The sequence below is a fragment of the Bacteroides caecicola genome (assembly GCF_023337095.1).
Lineage (GTDB): Bacteria > Bacteroidota > Bacteroidia > Bacteroidales > Bacteroidaceae > Phocaeicola > Phocaeicola gallinarum.
The window spans coordinates 1-21261 of sequence record NZ_JAMBLM010000012.1; the positions used below are offsets into that span (position 1 = coordinate 1).

Consider the following 21261-nt stretch of genomic DNA (forward strand, 5'->3'; position numbering starts at 1 on the left):
AAAAGATAATTGTTATTCCATTAAGTTTTAGTAAATAGAAGAGAAATTCATTAAATTTTATGTCTAACCTTAGAAAAGCAGGTATGAGAAGCAAAAACTCGTGCATGAGCTCGAAGAAAGTCGTTCGGGCATTATTGGTTTCGACACTGTTTACTGTACCCTCACAGTTAGTGTCAGCGCAATTAAACATTGCTTTAACCAATACTCAGTTGGGGACTATGATTCAGCAAATTCAGTCGCAGTCCCAGTATCAATTCTTTTACGATGATGAACTGGCTGAAATGCCTATCGGTTCAGTAGAAGCAAGCGGTTCTTCCGTAGAAGAAGTCCTTGACAAAGCATTGGCAGGAAAAGGCATCAGTTACCGTGTAGATGACAATGTAATTTATTTGTCGAAAGAATCTACCTCTGCCACTGTTTCTGTCCGTTCAACCCAGCAAGACCAGCAGCAGATTACCGGCCGCATCATCGATGCAACGGGAGAAGCATTGATTGGTGTATCTATCGTGGAAAAAGGTACAACTAACAGAACGATAACCGACTGGGACGGTAATTATACGTTAAGCGTTCCTACGGGTGCTGTCCTCCAGTTCTCTTACATCGGTTATCAGACGGTAGAAATGCCCGTTGAAGCCGGGAAGAACGTAATCGACCTTACGATGAAGGAAGACTCTGAAATGTTGGACGAAGTCGTTGTCACGGCATTGGGAATCAAGCGTGAGAAGAAGATGTTGGGTTACGCCGTCCAAGAGTTGAAGAGCGACGAACTGAACAAGACGGGCGACCCCTCGGTTACCAGTGCGCTGCAAGGTAAAGTAGCCGGTTTGTCGATGAACACTTCAGCCACCGGTCTGGGCGGTTCTACCAAAATCACCATCCGTGGTAACTCTTCATTGAGCGATAACAACCAGCCGTTGTGGATTGTAGACGGTGTTCCGTTCAGCGATAACAACAGTTCAGATGCTTCTTTTTATAGTGGTGTTGACCGTGGTGGCGCTTCTTTGGATATCAATCCCGATGATATTGAAAGTATTTCGGTATTGAAAGGTCCTAATGCCGCAGCCCTTTACGGTAGCCGTGCCGGTAACGGTGTCATCTTGGTAACCACGAAAAAAGGTTCAAAGAAAGATGGTTTCGGTGTTCGTTATAGTGGTAACTTTACTTGGACGAAAGTGGCTGAAACGCTCGAAATGCAAGAACGTTACGGACAAGGACATATTGACTCTAACGAAGGAGCTGTTTATTCAGCTACAGATGGGTCAAGCTGGGGTCCTGTTCTTGACGGCAGCATGAAAGAAGCATGGAATGGCGAAACTTATGCTTATTCTAAATACGGTGATAAGTTGAAGGATTATTTTGAAACCGGTTTTTCACAGAATCATAACGTATCTATCAGCAATGGCACGGAAAAATCTCATTATCGTGCTTCATTCGGTGCTTCAGATAATGACGGTGTATTCCCGAACGAGGAGCTGAACCGTATCAATATCGACTTGAATGCAGGAACAGAAATCAATAAGTACTTGTCAATGGACGGTAAGATTTCACTGTCTCGTACAAAAGCTGAAGACCGTCCGATGTATGGTACTTACGGTGCTATTAATCAGTTGATGGGTATTCCTCACAATATTCGTTTGGATGACTTGAGACAGTATTCAGACGATGATCATGTACATATTAACTGGTACGGACCTACCGCCGGTGTACGTAACCCGTATTATGTATTAAATCAACGTCATAATTCGGATGAACGCTGGCGTGCATTCGGTTACTACAATGCGAAGATTAATTTTACCGATTGGTTGCATTTCTCTGCTAAATATGCGTTCGATTACTATCGTACCCGTATCGAAGAGACTAATGGAGGTGATGGTATCAATGGTGAAAGCAGTCTGGCTATGGTTACTAATGATGCTATGGATCGTAGAGAAGAAAACTTCTTCGAATCAAATGCTGAATTTATGTTCATGGCTGACAAGCAAATTACGGATAACTTCCGTTTGGGTGCTAACCTCGGTGCTAACTTCATGTATCAAAAATACGAAACCCTGAGTGCGGGTGTAGGCAATATGCTGATTAAAGGCAACTGGATGTTTAATGCTGCCAATTTGCTTCGTACGGCTGCCGAAAGTGGATATTCACGTGCCATGAACTCAGTATTCGGTTCTGCACAGTTGGCTTGGAAAGAATATCTGTCATTGGATTTGACCGCACGTAATGACTGGTCATCTACATTGCCACAATCAGATAACTCATTCTTCTATCCCTCTGCCAACTTGAGTTTCGTAATTTCCGACTTTGTCCGCTCTTTGGATAAGACGTTGCCGAGCTGGTTGACATTTGCCAAGTTGCGTTTGTCGGCAGCCCAAGTAGGTAAGGATACTGAACCTTATCAGTTGTATAACACTTATTCTTACTCATTCGATAACGGTATTCTTGTTCCGACCCGCGATAATGTGAAGATGAACGATAAGCTGAAACCTGAAATCGCTACTTCATACGAAGTTGGTTTGGATATGAAATTCTTTGAAAACCGTTTGGGCTTCGACTTTACTTACTATTACAGCAAGACCAAGAACCAGATTATGAAAGTGCCGGCTGCGGCTCCGTGGTCAGGTGGTCAGTGGGTAAATGCCGGTTTGATTTCGAATCAGGGTGTTGAATTGATGTTGTATTCTACCATTGTTGATACGAAAGATTTCACTTTCGACTTGAACGTAAACATGGCTCATAACGTTTCGAAGGTTAATGAGTTGGCTCCCGATCAAGGTGTAAGTTACATGTTCTTTAACGGCGACTCTAACTTCCCGATCAATGTAGGTGCGCGTGAAGGCGAAAAATTAGGTGAAATCTATGCAAACACTTTGTATCAGCGTGATGAAAACGGTAACATCGTAGTTGGTGCGAACGGTCTGCCTTTGACGATTACAGATGAAAGTATCCGTGTGGCTAATCCGATAGGAAACATCCAGCCAAAACTTACAATGTCTGTATCTCCTACGTTTACGTATAAAGGCTTTACATTGTCTGCTATGTTTGACATGAAGTTTGGCGGTGACATCCTTTCTTATTCAGAAATGGTTGCAACCGGAAACGGTTTGGCTAAACGTACGGAAAACCGTGGCGAAAGCGATGGCTATATGATGGTATTCCCCGGTGTTACAGAAAGCGGTGAAGTGAATACGACCAAGATTACGGCATCTCAATATTATGGCGCTTTGCTGCCGGAAGATTTCTTGTATGACGCTTCATTTATCAAGCTGAAAGAATTGTCATTGGGTTATTCATTCCCATCAAAGCTGCTGAAGAAAACTCCGTTGACTTCACTGAACGTTTCATTCGTAGCACGTAACTTGTGTTATTTGTTGAAACATACTCCGGGTACGAGCCCTGAAGGTGGTTATGATACAACGATGTTCTCTCAGGCCATCGACTATGCGGCTCTGCCGTACACCCGTACATTCGGTTTGTCAGTTAGTTTAGGTTTCTAATCTTAAATAAAATAGTTACTTATGAAATTCAATATATATAAGTCAGTGGCTGCATGTTCGTTATTGGCTATGTTAGCCGGATGTCATGACTTTGAAGAAATGAATACCAATCCGTATCAGCCAGTGTACGACCCATCAATCATTGGCGGAACGGCCGACGGAATCGATATCGATTATACCGTATCAGATAATGCACTTGAAAGTTTGCGTGCTACCGAAGGTTCGGCAGGTGCTACTTTTTCTAATTTCGTTTACGAAGGTTTGTATAACGATTACCAAACAGCAACCAATCTTACCCATGATATCTATGCGGGTTATTGGGGAAATAATGTTAGCGGATTTGTAAGCAACTCGCCTACTTATTCTTATAATGATGGTTGGTCGGCTAACCGCTGGAAACACTTTTATGATGACCGTACGGTGAGCGAATACAGCCAGTTGATTAAAACATTCTGGTTCTGCGATAAAGAGTATTATCATACGGCATTTTATATCACACGTATTTATTACGCATTCTTGATGTCTGCACAAACCGATACTTACGGTGATATTCCTATCAAGTATTACGTAAAAGGTGCTCTTCCACCGGAAGAGAACGTAGAATATTCTTCTCAAGAAGAAGTTTACGGTATGATTTTCGACATCTTGGATCAGGCTATTACCAATTTGCATGACATTCCGAGTGTGCAGCAATTTGATTTGGGAGAAGATGATTTGTGTTATGGCGGTGATGTTGAAAGTTGGATTCGTTTTGCAAACACGTTGCGTTTGCGATTGGCATTACGTGTTTCTAACGTAAATCCGAGTCTGGCAAAACAACAAGGTGAAGCTGCTCTTGCAGATCCTTCAGGTTTGATGCAAAGTCAAGACGATAACATGACGCTGATTCCGAAACGTCAATATATCACCGGAGGTAATGAAAACATTTATGCTCTGTTGTTCAGTTGGACTGCTAACGTTGTTCTTCCGAAAGAAATGGAATGGGCTTATAAGAATCAAGCTCTGAAACCGGGTGTGACAACAGATACTCCGGGATTTGAACAAAAAGCTCCGAGCAGTTTGTATACAGCCGGTGGAGTAGATGAAACCATGTTTAACGCAAGTGAAGATAATTGTTATCTTGATCCTCGTTGTAATATTCTTTGGTTCCGTCCTACCGAATTTGATAAGTTAAATCAGGCTGTACCTGAAGAATCGGATAAAGATTTCGGAGGTGTACGTAATGGTGAAACTAATATTGGAGGTTCGTATACCACTACATACTCACCCAACCGCTGTAATTTGCAATCCGATGCTATGAATCCGCAGATTTGGTGGAATCTGGCTCGTGAAATTGTTTGGTTCGGTTATTCAGAAAGTTTGTTCTTGAGAGCTGAGGCTGCTTTGCGTGGCTGGGCAGGTGTAACAGAAACCGCTGAGCAATATTATCTTGACGGCATTCGTGCCTCTATGGATTATTATGGAATTACTAATTACAGTGATTATATCAATAACCTGCAAGGTTTGGAAGCATTCCGTAGTGGTACAAAAGAAGAACAGTTAGAACAGATTATTACGCAGAAGTGGATTGCCGTATTCCCGAACGGTAACGAAGGATGGGCCGAGGTGCGTCGTACCGATTATCCGCGCTATATGTTGGTGCCGCAAGGTGGTAACAACTCTAACGGTGAAATACCGAACACGAAGTTGATTAAGCGTGTACAATATCCAGACAGTGAATCTCGTAACCCGTTGAAACCGACTTATACGCAAGGCGACAAAGTTTGGTGGGACGTGGCCGATACGATGGATGACAACGGAAAATGGCATCAACCTAATAACTTCAGATAATTGACCGATCTCTTGACGAGATAAATGCCATGCGGAGAGCAGTATTTTTATTGCTCTCCGTTTTTTTTATGCCAAATATTAAGCTGGTGTCGAAAAAAAACAATATTTTTGACAAGTTTGTTAAGATTAAAATACTTATTCGGCTCGTTTATTAGAAAAATTAAGAAATAAGCTAAGTGTTTTTCTTTATTCTATTGTTTTATATTAAGGTTAATACTATAATTTTAAATTTTAAGCCTTAGATATTATGAGATTTTTAACAGGTTCTGTTTGTGCATTTGCTTTTCTAATTACGGCTTGTGGCACGCAAGAAAAATCTGTAACGGGTGATACGGATTATACTCAGTTTGTCAACCCGTTTATCGGTACGGATTTTACCGGAAATACCTATCCGGGGGCACAAGTTCCCTTCGGTATGGTACAGTTAAGCCCGGATAATGGTTTGCCGGGTTGGGATCGGATTTCCGGCTATTTCTATCCCGACAGTACCATTGCGGGATTCAGCCATACCCATCTTTCGGGGACGGGGGCAGGTGATTTGTATGATATTTCTTTTATGCCTGTAACCCTCCCTTATAAGGAAGCGGAAGCTCCGTTGGGTATTCATTCGAAATTCTCTCACGACCGCGAAAGCGCGTATGCCGGATATTATCAGGTAATGCTCGACGATTATGGTATTAATGTGGAATTGACTGCAACCGAGCGTTGCGGCGTTCAGCGTTATACATTCCCGCAAGCAGAATCGGCTGTATTCCTGAATTTGGCGAAAGCCATGAACTGGGACGTTACGGAGGCATCGTTTATTGAAGCTGTAGACTCGGTAACGGTACGCGGATATCGCTTCTCCGACGGTTGGGCACGTGGACAGAAGATTTATTTCTATACTCGTTTCTCACGCCCGTTTGATAAAATGAGTCTTGACACGGTGCTTATCGAAAAAGATGGTTTGAAAATAAGCAACGGCGTAGTGGCACGATTCGATTATCAAACGCAGAAAGACGAACAACTCACGGTAGTAACAGCCATTTCGGGCACCAGTATGGACGGTGCAGCAAGAAACCTTCAGGCTGAAGCCCCCGATAATGACTTTGATGCTTACTTGGCGAAGGCTAAAGCACTGTGGAATAAAGAGTTGGCTAAGATAGAAATAGAATCTGACAATAAGGATGACAAAACTGTTTTCTATACGGCATTCTATCATAGTATGCTGGCTCCGACGATTTATAATGATGTAGACGGTGCTTATTACGGACCGGATAAGCAGGTACATCAGGCTGACGGGTGGGTGAATTATGGTACTTTCTCATTGTGGGATACTTATCGGGCTTCTCATCCTCTGTTTACTTATACTCAGCCTGAACGTACGAACGATATGGTGAAATCGTTTATCGCTTTTTATGAGCAAAACGGGCGTCTTCCTGTATGGAACTTTCAAGGAAGTGAAACAGATATGATGATTGGTTATCATTCTGTTCCGGTTATTGTGGATGCTTATTTGAAAGGCATTGGCGATTTTGATGCGGAAAAAGCATTGGAGGCATGTGTGAAAACAGCAAATATAGATGAGTATCGTGCCATCGGGGTGTATAAAGAAAAAGGCTATGTACCTTATGACTTGAAACCTTACGAAAATTGGTCGCTTTCAAAAACATTGGAATATGCTTTCGATGATTATTGCATCGCACGTATGGCTGAGAAGATGGGTAAAACAGATGTAATGAAAGAATTTGATGCGCGTGCATTGAATTATAAGAATGTGTTTAATCCGGTTACTACGTTTATGCAACCGCGTGACAGCAAAGGTAATTTCATAGAAGGCTTCAAGGCAGATGCTTATACCGAAGATATTTGTGAAAGTAACGGTTGGCAGTATTTTTGGTCGGTACAGCATGATATTGACGGACTTGTTGGTTTGTCAGGAGGAACTGAACGATTTACTCAAAAATTGGATAGTATGTTCACTTTCCATCCCTCTGCCGATGATGAACTCCCTATATTCAGTACAGGTATGATTGGCCAGTATGCACATGGCAATGAACCGAGCCATCATGTTTCTTATCTGTTTAATAAGGTAAATGAGCCGTGGAAAACTCAAAAGTATGTAGCACAAATTATGCACGAGTTTTACACGAATACGCCGGGAGGGTTATGTGGAAATGAAGATTGTGGTCAGATGTCAGCATGGTATGTATTTAGTGCCATGGGATTTTATCCGGTTAATCCGATATCCGGCAATTACGAAATAGGTACGCCGATGTTCCCTAAAGCACAACTTCATTTAAGTAATGGGAAAACCTTTACGGTAATAGCTCATAATGTGAGCCATGAGAATATTTATATTCAATCAGTCAAGCTGAATGGCGCTCCGTATGATAAGTGTTATATCACTCACCAGCAAATTATGGATGGAGCTACTTTAGAATTTGAAATGGGAAAAGAGCCGGGCACTGTTTGGTATAAATAGCAAGAAATGAAAGTAAAATATCGAATTGATAAAAAGTGGAGTCATGGCAGAATATCTTTGATTCAGCTATTTAATTTTTAATGAAATAAGTGTTTCCTTGTAGAGAATTGTTCTCTATAAGGAAACAAGGTAAAAAGGTTATGAAAAAAACAGGTTATCGTGAAATAGTACGCTTTTTCGACAACGAATGTTCGGAAGACGAACGCCAAGCGATTATTCGTTGGGTAAACGAGTCGGACGAACATGCCCGGTTGTTTTTTGCATGGGAAGAGATATACTTCTTGGGCAAACAAAATGACAGAGATGAAAAGCTGTCGTTGCAGAAAGCGGAAAGAAAGTTAGAGTATTTTATCGAAGCTGAAAAAAATAAGCATCTTGTGAAAACTCGACGCTTGTACCGTTTATTTAAATATGCTGCCGTTGTTGCTGTACTTCTTGTCGTTTCTGTATTTTCTTTTAATTATTGGAGTTCGTCGCCGCAAGAAAAATGGCTGTCTGTGGTTACCGGAAGTCAAGAAACGAAAGATATTGTTCTTTCAGATGGTAGCAGAGTTTGGTTGAACGAAAATTCAGTCTTGAAATACCCGGAGAATTTTAGCACCGCAGAGCGTGAGGTGAAGGTGGAAGGTGAAGCGTATTTTGAAGTAAATAAAGATAGGCATCGCCCTTTCACTGTCTATAACGATGCCATGAGTGTGCAAGTGTTGGGAACCAAGTTTAATTTCAAGGCAAGCCCTTCTTGCCGCATAGCGGAAGCATCATTGATTGAAGGCGAAATTAAAGTAAAAGGTAATAAGGACGAAGGGTCGATTACGCTCGTTCCCGGTCAGCGGGTAGAGCTGAATACGGTGACCGGACGGATGAATGTGCGCGAAAGCAATACAGCTTTAGACGCCGTTTGGCATAATAACCTGATACCTTTTAAAAACGCAAATATTTTCAGTATTGCCGAAACATTGGAAACCTTGTATAAGGTAGATATTATTCTTTCACCCGATATCGATGGTACAGAAACCTATTCGGGAGTGTTACGGAAGAAAGAATCTGTTGGGGATGTGTTGGAAATATTGCAAAATACTTTGCATATATGCTATGAGATTCGTCAGAATACAATATTTTTGTCACAGAAAAAATAATCAATAAAATTCAAGTAATTAATTCCTTGAAGTATAATATTATGATACGAAAAGTTTTTACGATTACATGTTGCGTCGGTATGATGCTTTTTGCAGCATGTTCTACGGATGCAACTGTGGAAAAAGATTATGCTGCTTATGTTAATCCGTTTATCGGGACGGGAGGTCATGGACATACTTTCCCCGGTGCGGTAGTTCCTAATGGTATGATTCAGCCGAGTCCTGATACCCGCATCGATGGCTGGGATGCTTGTTCGGGATATTATTATGAAGACTCGTTGATGAACGGTTTCTCGCATACGCATGTGAGCGGAACGGGATGTGCCGACTACGGTGATTTCCTGTTGATGCCTACTGTGGGTGAGCAGACATATAATCCGCAGGACTTTACCAAGCAGAACCTGCCTTACGCTTCGGCTTTTTCTCATCAGAACGAAACGGCTGAACCGGGATATTATTCTGTATTTCTCGACCGTTACGGCGTGAAGGCAGAAATGACTTCAACCAAACGTGCCGCTTTACATCGCTTTACGTTCCCCGAAAGCGATAAATCCGGATTTATTTTAGATTTGGATTATTCTATACAGCGCCAGAAAAACTTGGATATGCAAGTGGAAGTGGTGAGTGATACCGAAATACGCGGACATAAATTAACTGAATATTGGGCATTCGATCAGCAGGCAAGTTTCTATGCTAAATTCTCGAAGCCTTTTACTTACACTATCGTGCGCGATACGCTGACCGACCATAACGGAAAAATGCAGCCCCGTTGCAAAGTCTTGTTGCAGTTTGCTACGCAGAAAGACGAAGAAGTGATGGTTAAGGTAGGTATCTCGGCGGTAGATATGGAAGGTGCGCAAAAGAATCTGGAGGCTGAAATCCCGGCGTGGGACTTTGAAGGCATCCGTAAGGCAGCACGCCAGTCATGGAATGATTATCTGAAGAAAATAGATGTCACCACTTCCGATGAAACAGACAAAACAATCTTCTATACAGCGATGTATCATACGGCTATCAGTCCGAACCTGTTTACCGATGTAGACGGACGTTATTTCGGTATGGACCTGAAACCGCATCAAGGAGATGTCAATAAGCCTGTTTATACGATTTTCTCTTTGTGGGATACGTTCCGTGCCCTTCATCCGTTGCTTTCTATCATCGATCCGGATTTGAATAATGAGTTTATCCGTTCGTTGATGTTGAAAGCGCAAGAAGGTGGTGTATTCCCCAAATGGGAACTTGCCGGAAATTACACCGGTACGATGATTGGTTATCATGCAGCTTCATTGATAGCAGACGCTTATACCAAAGGATATGCGAATTTTGATTTGGATGAGGCTTACAAGGCTTGTCTGCGTACTGCTGAGTATGATACAACCGGTATCGTATGTCCGGAAAAGGTATTGCCTGTCTTGATGCCTATGGCACGTTATTATAAGAATACGTTGGGTTATATTCCGTGCGACCGTGAAAACGAATCGGTAGCAAAGGCTTTGGAATATGCTTACGATGATTATTGTATTTCGGTTCTTGCCGAAGCAACCGGAGACTATAAGAATAAAGAGAAGTATGCGAAGTTTGCGAAAGCATACGAACTTTATTTTGATCCTTCTACCCGTTTCATGCGTGGAGTTGACTCTAATGGAAAATGGCGTACTCCGTTTAATCCCCGTGCTTCTAATCACCGGAATGATGATTACTGCGAAGGAACAGCTTGGCAGTGGACTTGGTTTGTTCCCCACGATATTGAGGGCTTGGTAAAACTGATGGGTGGCGAAGATGCCTTTGTAGGAAAATTAGACTCTCTGTTTACTGCTTCTTCTGAACTGGAAGGAGATGTGGTTTCGGCAGATATTACAGGGCTTATCGGACAGTATGCTCAAGGTAACGAGCCGAGTCATCATGTTATCCACATGTATAACTACGTAAACCGTCCGTGGAAGGCTCAGGAATTGCTTGACCGGGTATTTAAGGAACAATACCGTAATAACCCTGACGGCTTGTCGGGCAACGAAGACTGTGGTCAGATGTCTGCATGGTATATCCTTAACTCAATGGGATTCTATCAGGTATGTCCGGGAAAACCGGTGTATTCTATCGGACGTCCGGTGTTCGACCAGTCTGTTATCAATCTGCCTAACGGCAAAACGTTTACCATCACTGCGAAGAATAATTCAAAGGAAAACAAATATATTCAGTCGGCTACTCTGAACGGACAACCGTTGGATGTTCCTTTCTTCGAACATAAAGACATTGTTAACGGTGGAGCATTGGAACTGGTTATGACTAATCAGCCGACCAAATGGGGTGTGAAACAATAATAAGTTGAATAGGCCATGAAAAAATTATCATTACTTATTTTATTAGTAGGATTCTTGGGCTTTGCAAAAGCGGCTACGGTAGATTATGCAAGCTATGTGAATCCGCTTGTAGGTACAGAATCTACTTTCGAACTGTCTACCGGAAATACTTATCCGGCGATTGCCCGTCCGTGGGGTATGAATTTCTGGACACCGCAAACCGGAAAGATGGGCGACGGATGGACATATCAGTATACGGCAACAAAGATTAGAGGTTTTAAGCAAACCCATCAGCCCAGTCCGTGGATTAACGATTACGGACAGTTTGCCATTATGCCGATGGTCAATGCTCCTGAGTTTAACGAAGATAAGCGTGCAAGCTGGTTCTCGCATAAAGGAGAAACTGCAAAGCCTTATTATTATAAGGTGTATTTGGCTGACTACGATATCGTAACCGAGCTTGTTCCTACCGAACGCGCTGCCATGTTCCGTTTCACTTTCCCCGAAAACGAACATTCATACGTGGTGGTAGATGCTTACGACAAAGGTTCGTATGTTAAAATCGACAAGGCGAATAACCGCATTATCGGATATACGACTCGTAACAGCGGCGGTGTTCCTGCCAATTTCAAAAACTATTTTGTAGTTGAGTTTGACAAACCGTTTACTTATTGTGCAACGGTTGCCGACAGCGTGGTGACCGAAAATAAGGTAGAGCAGCAAGCTAACCATGCCGGAGCGATTATCGGTTTTGCTACGAAGAAGGGCGAAGAAGTACACGCACGTGTGGCTTCTTCATTCATCAGCCACGAACAGGCATTGCTGAACCTGAAAGAATTAGGCTCGGATAACTTCGACGTACTGGTTCAGAAAGGACAAGATGCGTGGAATGAAATGTTGGGCCGATTCGAGGTAGAAGGCGGAAACCTTGACCAGTACCGCATGTTCTATTCATGTCTTTACCGCTCACTGTTGTTCCCTCGCAAGTTCTACGAAATCGATGCAAACGGTCAGGTGGTACATTACAGCCCTTATAACGGCGAAGTAGTTCCGGGATACATGTACACCGATACCGGTTTTTGGGATACGTTCCGCTGTTTGTTCCCCTTGCTGAATCTGGCTTATCCTTCGGTAAACAAGGAAATCCAAGAAGGTTTGATTAACACCTATAAAGAAAGCGGATTCTTCCCCGAATGGGCAAGTCCGGGACACAGAGGCTGTATGATTGGTAACAACTCGGCTTCGGTTTTGGTCGATGCTTACATGAAAGGCGTGAAGGTAGACGATATTGAAACGCTGTACAAAGGCTTGATTCACGGTACGGAAAACGTTCATCCGGAAGTTTCTTCTACCGGACGTCAGGGATATGAATATTACAACAAGTTGGGCTATGTTCCTTACGATGTGAAAATCAACGAAAACGCAGCGCGTACGTTAGAGTATGCTTACGACGACTGGTGTATTTATCAGTTGGCTAAAGACCTGAAACGTCCGAAGAAAGAAATCAATCTTTTCGCTAAGCGTGCCATGAATTATAAGAACCTGTTCGACCCGGAAAGCAAGCTGATGCGCGGAAAGAATGCCGACGGTACGTTCCAGTCACCGTTCTCACCGCTGAAGTGGGGCGATGCCTTTACCGAAGGCAATAGCTGGCACTACTCTTGGTCAGTATTCCACGACCCGCAAGGATTGATTGACCTGATGGGAGGCGACGAAATGTTTGTAACGATGATGGATTCGGTATTTTCCGTTCCGCCTATCTTCGACGACAGCTATTACGGTTTCCCGATTCACGAAATCCGCGAAATGACGGTGATGAACATGGGTAACTATGCTCACGGAAACCAGCCGATACAGCACATGATTTACCTGTATAACTACGCTAAGCAGCCGTGGAAAGCCCAATACTGGTTGCGTCAGGTAATGAACCGCATGTATACACCCACTCCGGACGCTTATTGCGGTGACGAAGATAACGGTCAGACCTCTGCATGGTATGTATTCTCAGCCTTAGGTTTCTATCCGGTTTGTCCGGGAACCGACCAGTACGTATTGGGTGCTCCGCTGTTTAAGAAAGCAACCATCCACTTGGAAAACGGAAAGAACGTGGTAATCAATGCTCCCGAAAACAGCCAAAGCAATATCTACATCCAAGATATGAAAGTAAACGGACAGGAGTATACGAAGAACTACTACACGTTCCCGATGTTTACCAACGGTGCTACGATTGATATCCGTATGGGCGACACTCCGAATAAGTCGAGAGGTGTGCAGGCAGAAGACCTTCCGTATTCGTTCACAAACGAATTGAAAAAGAAATAATAAGAACCAGATTTATCTGATTTGACGGTAAAGGATTCGGTTACGCGGTAGAGCGTATTCCGAATCCTTTATTTTTTGTCCGTATGTCTGCTGGATTTCTTAGCATCGGGAGTTGAAAATTCATTGGGAAGTGTTACTTAACGCTATGGGATGAATGACATAACGCATCCCATAGCGTGGACCAACGCTTCGAGTAGCGTTGTAAAACCCTCTCAATGCTTGTCGTGTGCGATAACGAAATAACATTCTTTATAATTGCAGATTAAAAAAAAGCATTAAATTTGGGGCGTGAATACGTGGATAAATATAAAAGATGAATGAAAAACAGCTGTGTTCACATCCGGAACTTGCTATGAAATAACATAATTAAAAACCATATAAGCAATGAAAAAATTAGCAACGGCTATGATGTTGGGAGCGATAGCTCTCTCGGTAAATGCACAAGTGAACTACAAGATGCAAACGGCTTGTAATCCGCAAGACGTAAAACATTACGACACCGACAGGTTGCGGAGCAGTTTCATGATGGATAAAGTAATGGCTGCCGACGAAATCAATCTGACTTATTCTATGTACGATCGCTTTATCTTCGGCGGAGCGATGCCTGTAAGCAAAGAATTGTCGTTAGATACTATTGACCCCCTGAAGGCACAGTATTTCCTTGAACGCAGGGAGTTGGGAGTGATTAATGTAGGAGGCGATGGCGTAGTGACGGTAGACGGAAAAGCATACGAATTGAAATTCAAAGAAGCCCTTTACGTAGGACGTGGCAATAAGCAGGTAACGTTTAAGAGTAAAGATGCAGCCAATCCTGCTAAGTTTTATATCAACTCGGCTACGGCACACAAGGAGTATAAAACACAGTTGGTAACCATCGACGGACGTAAAGGTTCGCTGAAAGCCAATTCCTTTCCGGCAGGGAAAATGGAAGAAAGCAATGACCGCGTGATTAACCAGCTGATTGTGAATAACGTATTGGAAGAAGGTCCTTGCCAGTTGCAGATGGGACTGACCGAATTGAAGCCGGGAAGTGTGTGGAATACCATGCCTGCCCATACACACAGCCGGCGTATTGAGGCTTATTTCTATTTCAATGTACCCGAAGGAAACCGCATCTGCCACCTGATGGGAGAGCCGAAAGAAGAACGCCTCGTATGGCTGAATAACGAACAAGCCATCATGTCGCCCGAATGGTCTATCCATGCCGCTGCCGGAACCAGCAACTACATGTTTATTTGGGGTATGGCAGGTGAAAACTTGGATTATAACGATATGGATAAGATTCCTTATACAGAAATGCGCTGACAACGCGCGCTTGGAGGGTGTGTCGGAGGGACGGCAACTACAAAGGTTGGTCGCTCTGACTCACCCTTGTTATTAATAAAACCTTTGAAATCATGAAGAACACCTCTAATACTAAGAAAACAAACTACCGATGGTTGGTTTGTGGCATGTTGTTTTTTTGCCACCACGGTTAATTACCTTGACCGTCAGGTGCTTTCGCTGACATGGAAAGACTTTATAGCTCCCGAATTTCATTGGACGGATGCCGATTACGGTCTGATAACGGCTGTTTTTTCTATCGTTTATGCGGTGGCTAATTTGTTTGCCGGACGTTTCATCGACTGGTTAGGAACGTGCCGGGGGTATCTGTGGGCTATCGGAGTCTGGTCGGTAGGGGCTTGTCTTCATGCTTTCTGCGGATGGGCTATCGAAATGACCGTCGGTATAAGCGACGCCCAAAGTATGATAGAAGCTACGGGAGCCGTTACTTCTGTCATAGCCATTACAAGCGTGTATTATTTTATTGCTGCCCGCATCATATTGAGTGTAGGAGAGGCTGGCAACTTTCCGGCAGCCATCAAGGTTACGGCAGAATATTTTCCTAAAAAAGACCGTGCGTTTTCTACCGCCATATTTAATGCAGGCGCTACGATTGGTGCACTGATAGCTCCGGTAAGTATCCCTACGCTGGCCCGCTATTTTCAACAGATAGGCATAGGCAACGGTTGGGAAATGGCATTTATCGTAATAGGCGCATTAGGCTTTTTATGGATGGGGTTATGGGTTTTTGTTTATAAAAAGCCGGAAAGGAACAAGTATATGAACGCTGCCGAGCTGGCTTATATCCGTCAGGATAATGAAGAAGAAAAGCAAGCTCGTCCGTTAGAAGATGAAGGACAGAAACTTACGCTTTGGCAATGTTTCTGTTACCGTCAGACGTGGGCAGTAGCTCTGGGTAAATTCATGACCGACGGGGTCTGGTGGTTCTTTCTGTTTTGGGCTCCTGCCTATATTTCCGATGTATATGGGTTTGCGTCAGATACTCCTACTGCTCAATGGCTGATATTTGTACTCTACGCCATAACGATGCTGTCTGTTTACGGGGGCAAACTTCCTACGATAATCATCAACCGTACAGGTAAAAATCCTTACGCAGCCCGTATGAAAGCCATGTTTATTTTTGCGCTTTTCCCGTTGCTCGCATTATTTGCCCAGCCCCTCGGAAATTATTCTTATTGGTTTCCTATTATCATCATTGGTATTGCAGGTGCGGCTCATCAGTCTTGGTCTGCAAATATCTATTCCGTGGCAAGCGATATGTTTCCCCGTAGTGCAGTGGCAACCGTTATCGGGATAGGTGGCATGGCAGGTGGAATCAGTGCGTTTCTTATCAACATCTGTTCGGGGTATCTCTTTGATTATGCTACCGAGGTTCAGATGGAGTTTATGGGATTTGTTGGGAAAGAAGCCGGTTATTTCATTATTTTTTGTTTGTGTGCCGTGGCATATCTGGCAGGATGGTGCATTATGAAAGTGCTGGTTCCGCAGTATAAATTAATAAAAGTGAAATAGTAACTGTGGAATAATTCAACACTTCTCAACATTCTTCCACATTTATTGTAAATACAGACTGTAAATATTGTCTTATTTAATTTGTTGTCAAACAGTGTGTTAACATAAAATAATAATTGAGATTGTAGAATGGAATTGTTTTGGCATGAGAAATTATGTCAAATATGGAAAAATATATGAAAACAGTTCATTTTACAATTAGAAGAGTGTGTTTGTTAGTCTTTTCGTTGGTATGCCTGCAAATGTTTGCTCAGCAGCGTGTCATTACAGGAACTGTCATTTCTTCGGAAGATGGCGAACCGTTGATTGGTGCAGCTATCGCAGTTCTGGGGCATGAATCGCAAGGGGCTATCACCGATATTGACGGAAAGTTTTCGTTAGAAGTACAGCCGGATTATAAGATGGTTACGGTTTCGTACTTAGGAATGAAAACACTCGAAGTCCGTATTCCCAACAAGCGGAATACGATGAACATTGTCATGCAGCCCGATGCCGTGGCTATGGAAGAAGTTGTAGTAACGGGGTATGGTAATTTTACAAAGTCTTCGTTCACCGGGTCTGCAAATACGTTAAAGGGGAGCATGATGAAAGACATCCCCGTGATGAGTGTGGAACAAAAGCTGCAAGGTATGACTACGGGTGTGAATATTACCAGCAGTTCCGGACAGCCGGGAGCCAACCAAAGCATCCGTATCCGCGGTATGGGGTCGTTCAATGCTTCACAGGAACCTTTGTTTGTGATTGATGGTGTGCCTGTAACTTCCGGAAGCCTAAGCAGTGGAGGACTTGATGCTTCGTACATGAATAACTCGAAGACCAACATCATGGCAACCTTGAATCCTTCTGACATCGAAAACATTACGGTGATTAAAGACGCGGCAGCGGCTTCGCTTTATGGTTCGCGTGCGGCAAACGGGGTCATTTTGATTACCACCAAGAAAGGAAGCATTGGCAAGGCACAAGTTTCGTTGAACATTTCGGGAGGTTTCTCAAATTCGGCTGTCGATTTCCGTCCTACGCTGAGCGGAGACGATCGGCGGATGATGCTTTACGAAGGTTTGGTAAATTATGCGCAAGACCGAGGCATGTCTTCGCCCACCGCTTACGCCGATCAGGAAATTGACAAATATGCTTCCATTCCTTCGATGGGATACACCGATTGGAGCAAGGAATTGCTGCGTACCGCTACCCAGCAAGATTACGAGGCTTCCGTATCGGGAGGTAACGACCGTACTACGTTTTATGCTTCGTTGGGGTATAACAAGCAGGAGGGTCTGGCAAAAAACTCGGCATTGGAACGCTACTCGGCACGTTTGAACATGACGCAAAAAGTAGGGCGGTACGGTGAAGTGGGAGGAAACATGATGTTTTCGCAACTGAATCAGGAACTGAATGAGGAACGAAGCTCTGCCATAAACCCGTTCTTCGCGACAGCCGTCACGATGAATCCGTCCATGCTGGTACGCGATGAGAACGGGAATTACGTAGGTGCATACGAAGGCACTTCGCTGAACCCCTTGCGCGATATATTAACCGACTATAACCGTACCCGCATGACCCGTATGTTTGCTACGGGCTATGCTTCGGTAGAACCGATAAAGGGACTGAAGATAAAAGAAACATTAAGTTATGACTATAACATACAGAAGGATGCCCGTTATTACAATCCTTTGAGTTCTGCCGGATCAAAGAGCGGAAGCGATGCCCGCACGGCGAAAGGATTCATTGAATACGGGAAACTGATATCTTCTACTTCTGTAAACTATATCCATACCTTTGCCGATAAGCATAATCTGGATGTACTGGCTGCTTACGAGGTTGAAAGTTATCAAACGGATAAGGCAGTGGGCGAGAAATACAAACTTCCTTCCGAGATTCTTACCGAACCGGACAATGCTTCCGTTTTGAGTGCTTTCCAGTCGTCTACGCAAGATTACCGCATGATATCTTACGTGTCTCGTTTGAACTATGATTACGATGACCGTTACTATGTTGCTGGAAGTTTCCGTCGCGATGGTAGCTCGCGCCTTGCTCCTGAAGGACGTTGGGGGAACTTCTGGTCGGTATCGGGTATGTGGCATATCTCAAACGAATCGTTCATGAAACCTTTGAAGCATGTGTTGAGCGATTTGAAGATACGTGCATCTTACGGTGTGAACGGTAACCAGCCCGGCTCACTGTACGGATACATGGGGTTATATACTTACGGACAGAATTACATGGAGCAGTCGGGTTCTTACGAATCTTCTCAGCCGAACCCGAATTTGAAGTGGGAAAAGAACTATAACCTGAATATCGGTGTCGACTTGTCTTTCATCAACCGCATCTTCCTGACGGTGGAATATTATAACCGCGATACGAAAGATTTGCTTTACAACATGCCGATCAGCAGCACCACAGGGTTTACCAATTACCTTGCAAACGTAGGACAACTGAACAACAAAGGTGTGGAACTGGAGTTGCGAACATTGAACTTTGCCACAAACGATTTTAACTGGACAACGGTATTGAATTTGAGCCACAACAAAAACAAGGTGGTTTCGTTGAACGGCGAGCTTGACCAGTCTATCGAAGGCAATTGGTTTATCCATAAAGTGGGCTATCCTTATTATACGTTTTACGTAAAAGAGTATGCCGGTGTTAATCCGCAGACCGGAGAAGCCCAATACTATCTGAATACGCAGGACGAAAACGGGAACTACAACCGTAGTCTTACTACAAACCCCGATGAGGCACAAGCCATTCCGTATAAGTCTGCCGAGCCGAAAGTTTCGGGAGGTTTGACCAACATATTAAGCTACAAATGGTTCGACTTGAGTTTTACGCTGACGTACTCATTGGGCGGCTATTCGTTCGATAAAGCCGGAACCTACATCGAGAACGGAACATCCTCCATTTATGGCGGGGATAGCGGAAGCAAGGGTTATAACCTGCCCGTCTATGCGTTAGACCGTTGGCAAAAGCCGGGAGACGTAACCGATGTTCCGCGCTTCGTGTATGGTCAGAATGCTTCTATAAGCAACTCTTCACGTTACATTCATAGTACCAACCATCTGCGCCTGAAGAGCCTTACCTTCGGTTATACATTGCCTTCCGAGTGGACAAGCAAGGCTTTGATAGACCGGGCGCGTATCTACTTCTCCGGAAGCAACCTCTTGACGTGGGCTAAGTGGGATCAGTACGACCCCGAAACGCCGGTCAACGGAGAAGTATTCTGCGAAGCTCCCGCCATGCGCACGTTTAGTTTCGGAGTTCAGTTAACATTCTAATTCATTTTAAAAGGTATTTTCTTATGAAACGATTATATATATATGTGTTGGCGGCTGTTTCCTTTGTCGGAACATCCTGTTCGAGTAGCTGGCTTGACTTAGACCCGTCGACTTCAGTAACCACCGACCAAGCTCTCGCTACGTATAGCGACCTTGAAGTAGCCTTGAACGGTGTGTACCGCCAAACCTCTCAGCATAGCTATTACGGGGATAACCATTGGTATTATGGCGATTGCCGCGCTGCCGACGTGCAGGCGCGCGAGAGTAAAGGACCGGGCAGGCGTGTATCTCCTTACTATGAATATAATGTGTTGGCAGACGATAATCTGAATATCACCCTGCCGTGGCAACGTCCGTACATTGTTATCCGTCAGACGAATAACATCATTCAGCGGGTAAATGAAGGAAATATTCCCGGAGGAACTGACGAAGAGGTGAATGCCATTAAGTCCGAAGCCCTCGTATTGCGCGGGCTGGCACTCTTTAACCTGACGCGCATGTTCGGTATGCCCTATACCAACGATAACGGGGCTTCACTCGGAGTGCCTATCGAGCTGAGTCCCGAAAATCCGGATCATCGTCCGGCGCGTAATACCGTGGCAGAGTGTTACACGCAAGTGGTAACCGATTTGACCGATGCCCTCGACGGGTTGAGCCGTGAAAGACGTGACGGCTACATCAACTATTGGGCGGCGAAGGCACTCCTTTCGCGGGTTTACCTGAACATGGGCAACTACCGGGACGCTTACGATGCAGCGGTAGATGTGATTAAGAACAGCGGAAACCTCTACTCGCTTTACACGCAAAGCGAATATCCCAACGTGTGGGGGCAAGATTTTCAGTCGGAATCGCTTTTCGAACTCTACATCAGTATTTCCGAACCCTCAGAGTGGGGTGGAGGTACGGGAGGTGAAGGCGCGCCGATGGTTTACGCCAACGAAGCCAAAACTGACTGGAATAACCTGATTCTGACCGAAGATTTCTTGAATCTGCTTGACGAAGATGCCCAAGATGTCCGCCACTGCGTAGCCCAACCTTCTGTTATCGAAAATAACGAGGGACTGCCCGAAGCAGCTCGTAACCGCAATGTCTTTCTCGGAAAGTTCCCCGGAAAGAACGGCGACCCGCACGATAACAACATCTGCATTATCCGTCTGTCGGAAGTTTATTTGAATGCAGCCGAAGCCGGATTAAAATTAGGAGGAGCAGAACAGACCGAAGGTATGAATTACTTGAACGAACTGATAGCCAACCGTACGCCGAATGCTGCAATGCGCGTCAACTCGGCTGCCGACTTTACAATAGAACGCATCATGAAAGAACGCCGCAAAGAGTTAGTGGGCGAGGGGCTGATATTCTATGACTACCTGCGTAACCGGATACCGATAGTACGCAGCGGCAGATGGCATTTGGCGACTTTGAAAGATAATAACGCAATAACTATTCAATATAACGACCTTCGTATCGCGTTGCCCATTCCGCAGTCGGAAATGGATGCCAACCCCAATATGGTGCAGAACGAACGATAAGATTACCGCGCTTATAGATTGTTTTTATTATATATGCGTATAAACATAATGACCCGGCAAGGTG

General features: G+C 44.1%; 9 protein-coding genes and 1 pseudogene. All 10 read left to right on the top strand.

The window, feature by feature from the left end; genetic code table 11:
* The first annotated feature begins 83 nt into the window (after positions 1-83).
* Positions 84-3491, top strand: coding sequence for a SusC/RagA family TonB-linked outer membrane protein (locus tag M3085_RS11265; RefSeq protein ID WP_249053029.1), 3408 nt, complete (start codon positions 84-86; stop codon positions 3489-3491).
* A 21-nt stretch (positions 3492-3512) separates the two neighbouring features.
* On the top strand, positions 3513-5321 hold the full coding sequence (locus tag M3085_RS11270) for a SusD/RagB family nutrient-binding outer membrane lipoprotein (protein WP_178256876.1): 1809 nt from the start codon (positions 3513-3515) through the stop codon (positions 5319-5321).
* A gap of 247 nt (positions 5322-5568) precedes the next feature.
* Entirely contained in the window at positions 5569-7785 is a 2217-nt protein-coding gene (locus tag M3085_RS11275) for a GH92 family glycosyl hydrolase (RefSeq protein ID WP_249053030.1), read from the top strand.
* Positions 7786-7925: 140 nt separating this feature from the next.
* Entirely contained in the window at positions 7926-8921 is a 996-nt protein-coding gene (locus tag M3085_RS11280; RefSeq protein ID WP_249053031.1) for a FecR family protein, read from the top strand.
* A 41-nt stretch (positions 8922-8962) separates the two neighbouring features.
* Positions 8963-11242, top strand: a complete 2280-nt coding sequence (locus tag M3085_RS11285; RefSeq protein ID WP_178256879.1) for a GH92 family glycosyl hydrolase — start codon at positions 8963-8965, stop codon at positions 11240-11242.
* Between the two features lie 15 nt (positions 11243-11257).
* Positions 11258-13543: a GH92 family glycosyl hydrolase gene (locus M3085_RS11290; protein ID WP_249053032.1), complete on the top strand. Its 2286-nt coding sequence runs from the start codon at positions 11258-11260 to the stop codon at positions 13541-13543.
* Between the two features lie 384 nt (positions 13544-13927).
* Positions 13928-14848, top strand: a complete 921-nt coding sequence (gene kduI / locus M3085_RS11295) for a 5-dehydro-4-deoxy-D-glucuronate isomerase (protein WP_249053033.1) — start codon at positions 13928-13930, stop codon at positions 14846-14848.
* Positions 14849-14940: 92 nt separating this feature from the next.
* Positions 14941-16399: pseudogene (locus M3085_RS11300) on the top strand (MFS transporter).
* Positions 16400-16641: 242 nt separating this feature from the next.
* Entirely contained in the window at positions 16642-19668 is a 3027-nt protein-coding gene (locus M3085_RS11305; RefSeq protein ID WP_410554667.1) for a SusC/RagA family TonB-linked outer membrane protein, read from the top strand.
* A 23-nt stretch (positions 19669-19691) separates the two neighbouring features.
* Positions 19692-21197, top strand: coding sequence for a RagB/SusD family nutrient uptake outer membrane protein (locus tag M3085_RS11310; protein ID WP_249053035.1), 1506 nt, complete (start codon positions 19692-19694; stop codon positions 21195-21197).
* The last annotated feature ends 64 nt before the right edge of the window (positions 21198-21261 follow it).

Bases quoted from the DNA above. Each gene is read 5' to 3' on its own strand.
- M3085_RS11285 (WP_178256879.1), top strand. From the start codon at position 8,963: ATGATACGAAAAGTTTTTACGATTACATGTTGCGTCGGTATGATGCTT.
- M3085_RS11290 (WP_249053032.1), top strand. From the start codon at position 11,258: ATGAAAAAATTATCATTACTTATTTTATTAGTAGGATTCTTGGGCTTT.
- M3085_RS11310 (WP_249053035.1), top strand. From the start codon at position 19,692: ATGAAACGATTATATATATATGTGTTGGCGGCTGTTTCCTTTGTCGGA.
- M3085_RS11305 (WP_410554667.1), top strand. From the start codon at position 16,642: ATGTTTGCTCAGCAGCGTGTCATTACAGGAACTGTCATTTCTTCGGAA.
- M3085_RS11270 (WP_178256876.1), top strand. From the start codon at position 3,513: ATGAAATTCAATATATATAAGTCAGTGGCTGCATGTTCGTTATTGGCT.
- kduI (WP_249053033.1), top strand. From the start codon at position 13,928: ATGAAAAAATTAGCAACGGCTATGATGTTGGGAGCGATAGCTCTCTCG.
- M3085_RS11275 (WP_249053030.1), top strand. From the start codon at position 5,569: ATGAGATTTTTAACAGGTTCTGTTTGTGCATTTGCTTTTCTAATTACG.
- M3085_RS11265 (WP_249053029.1), top strand. From the start codon at position 84: ATGAGAAGCAAAAACTCGTGCATGAGCTCGAAGAAAGTCGTTCGGGCA.
- M3085_RS11280 (WP_249053031.1), top strand. From the start codon at position 7,926: ATGAAAAAAACAGGTTATCGTGAAATAGTACGCTTTTTCGACAACGAA.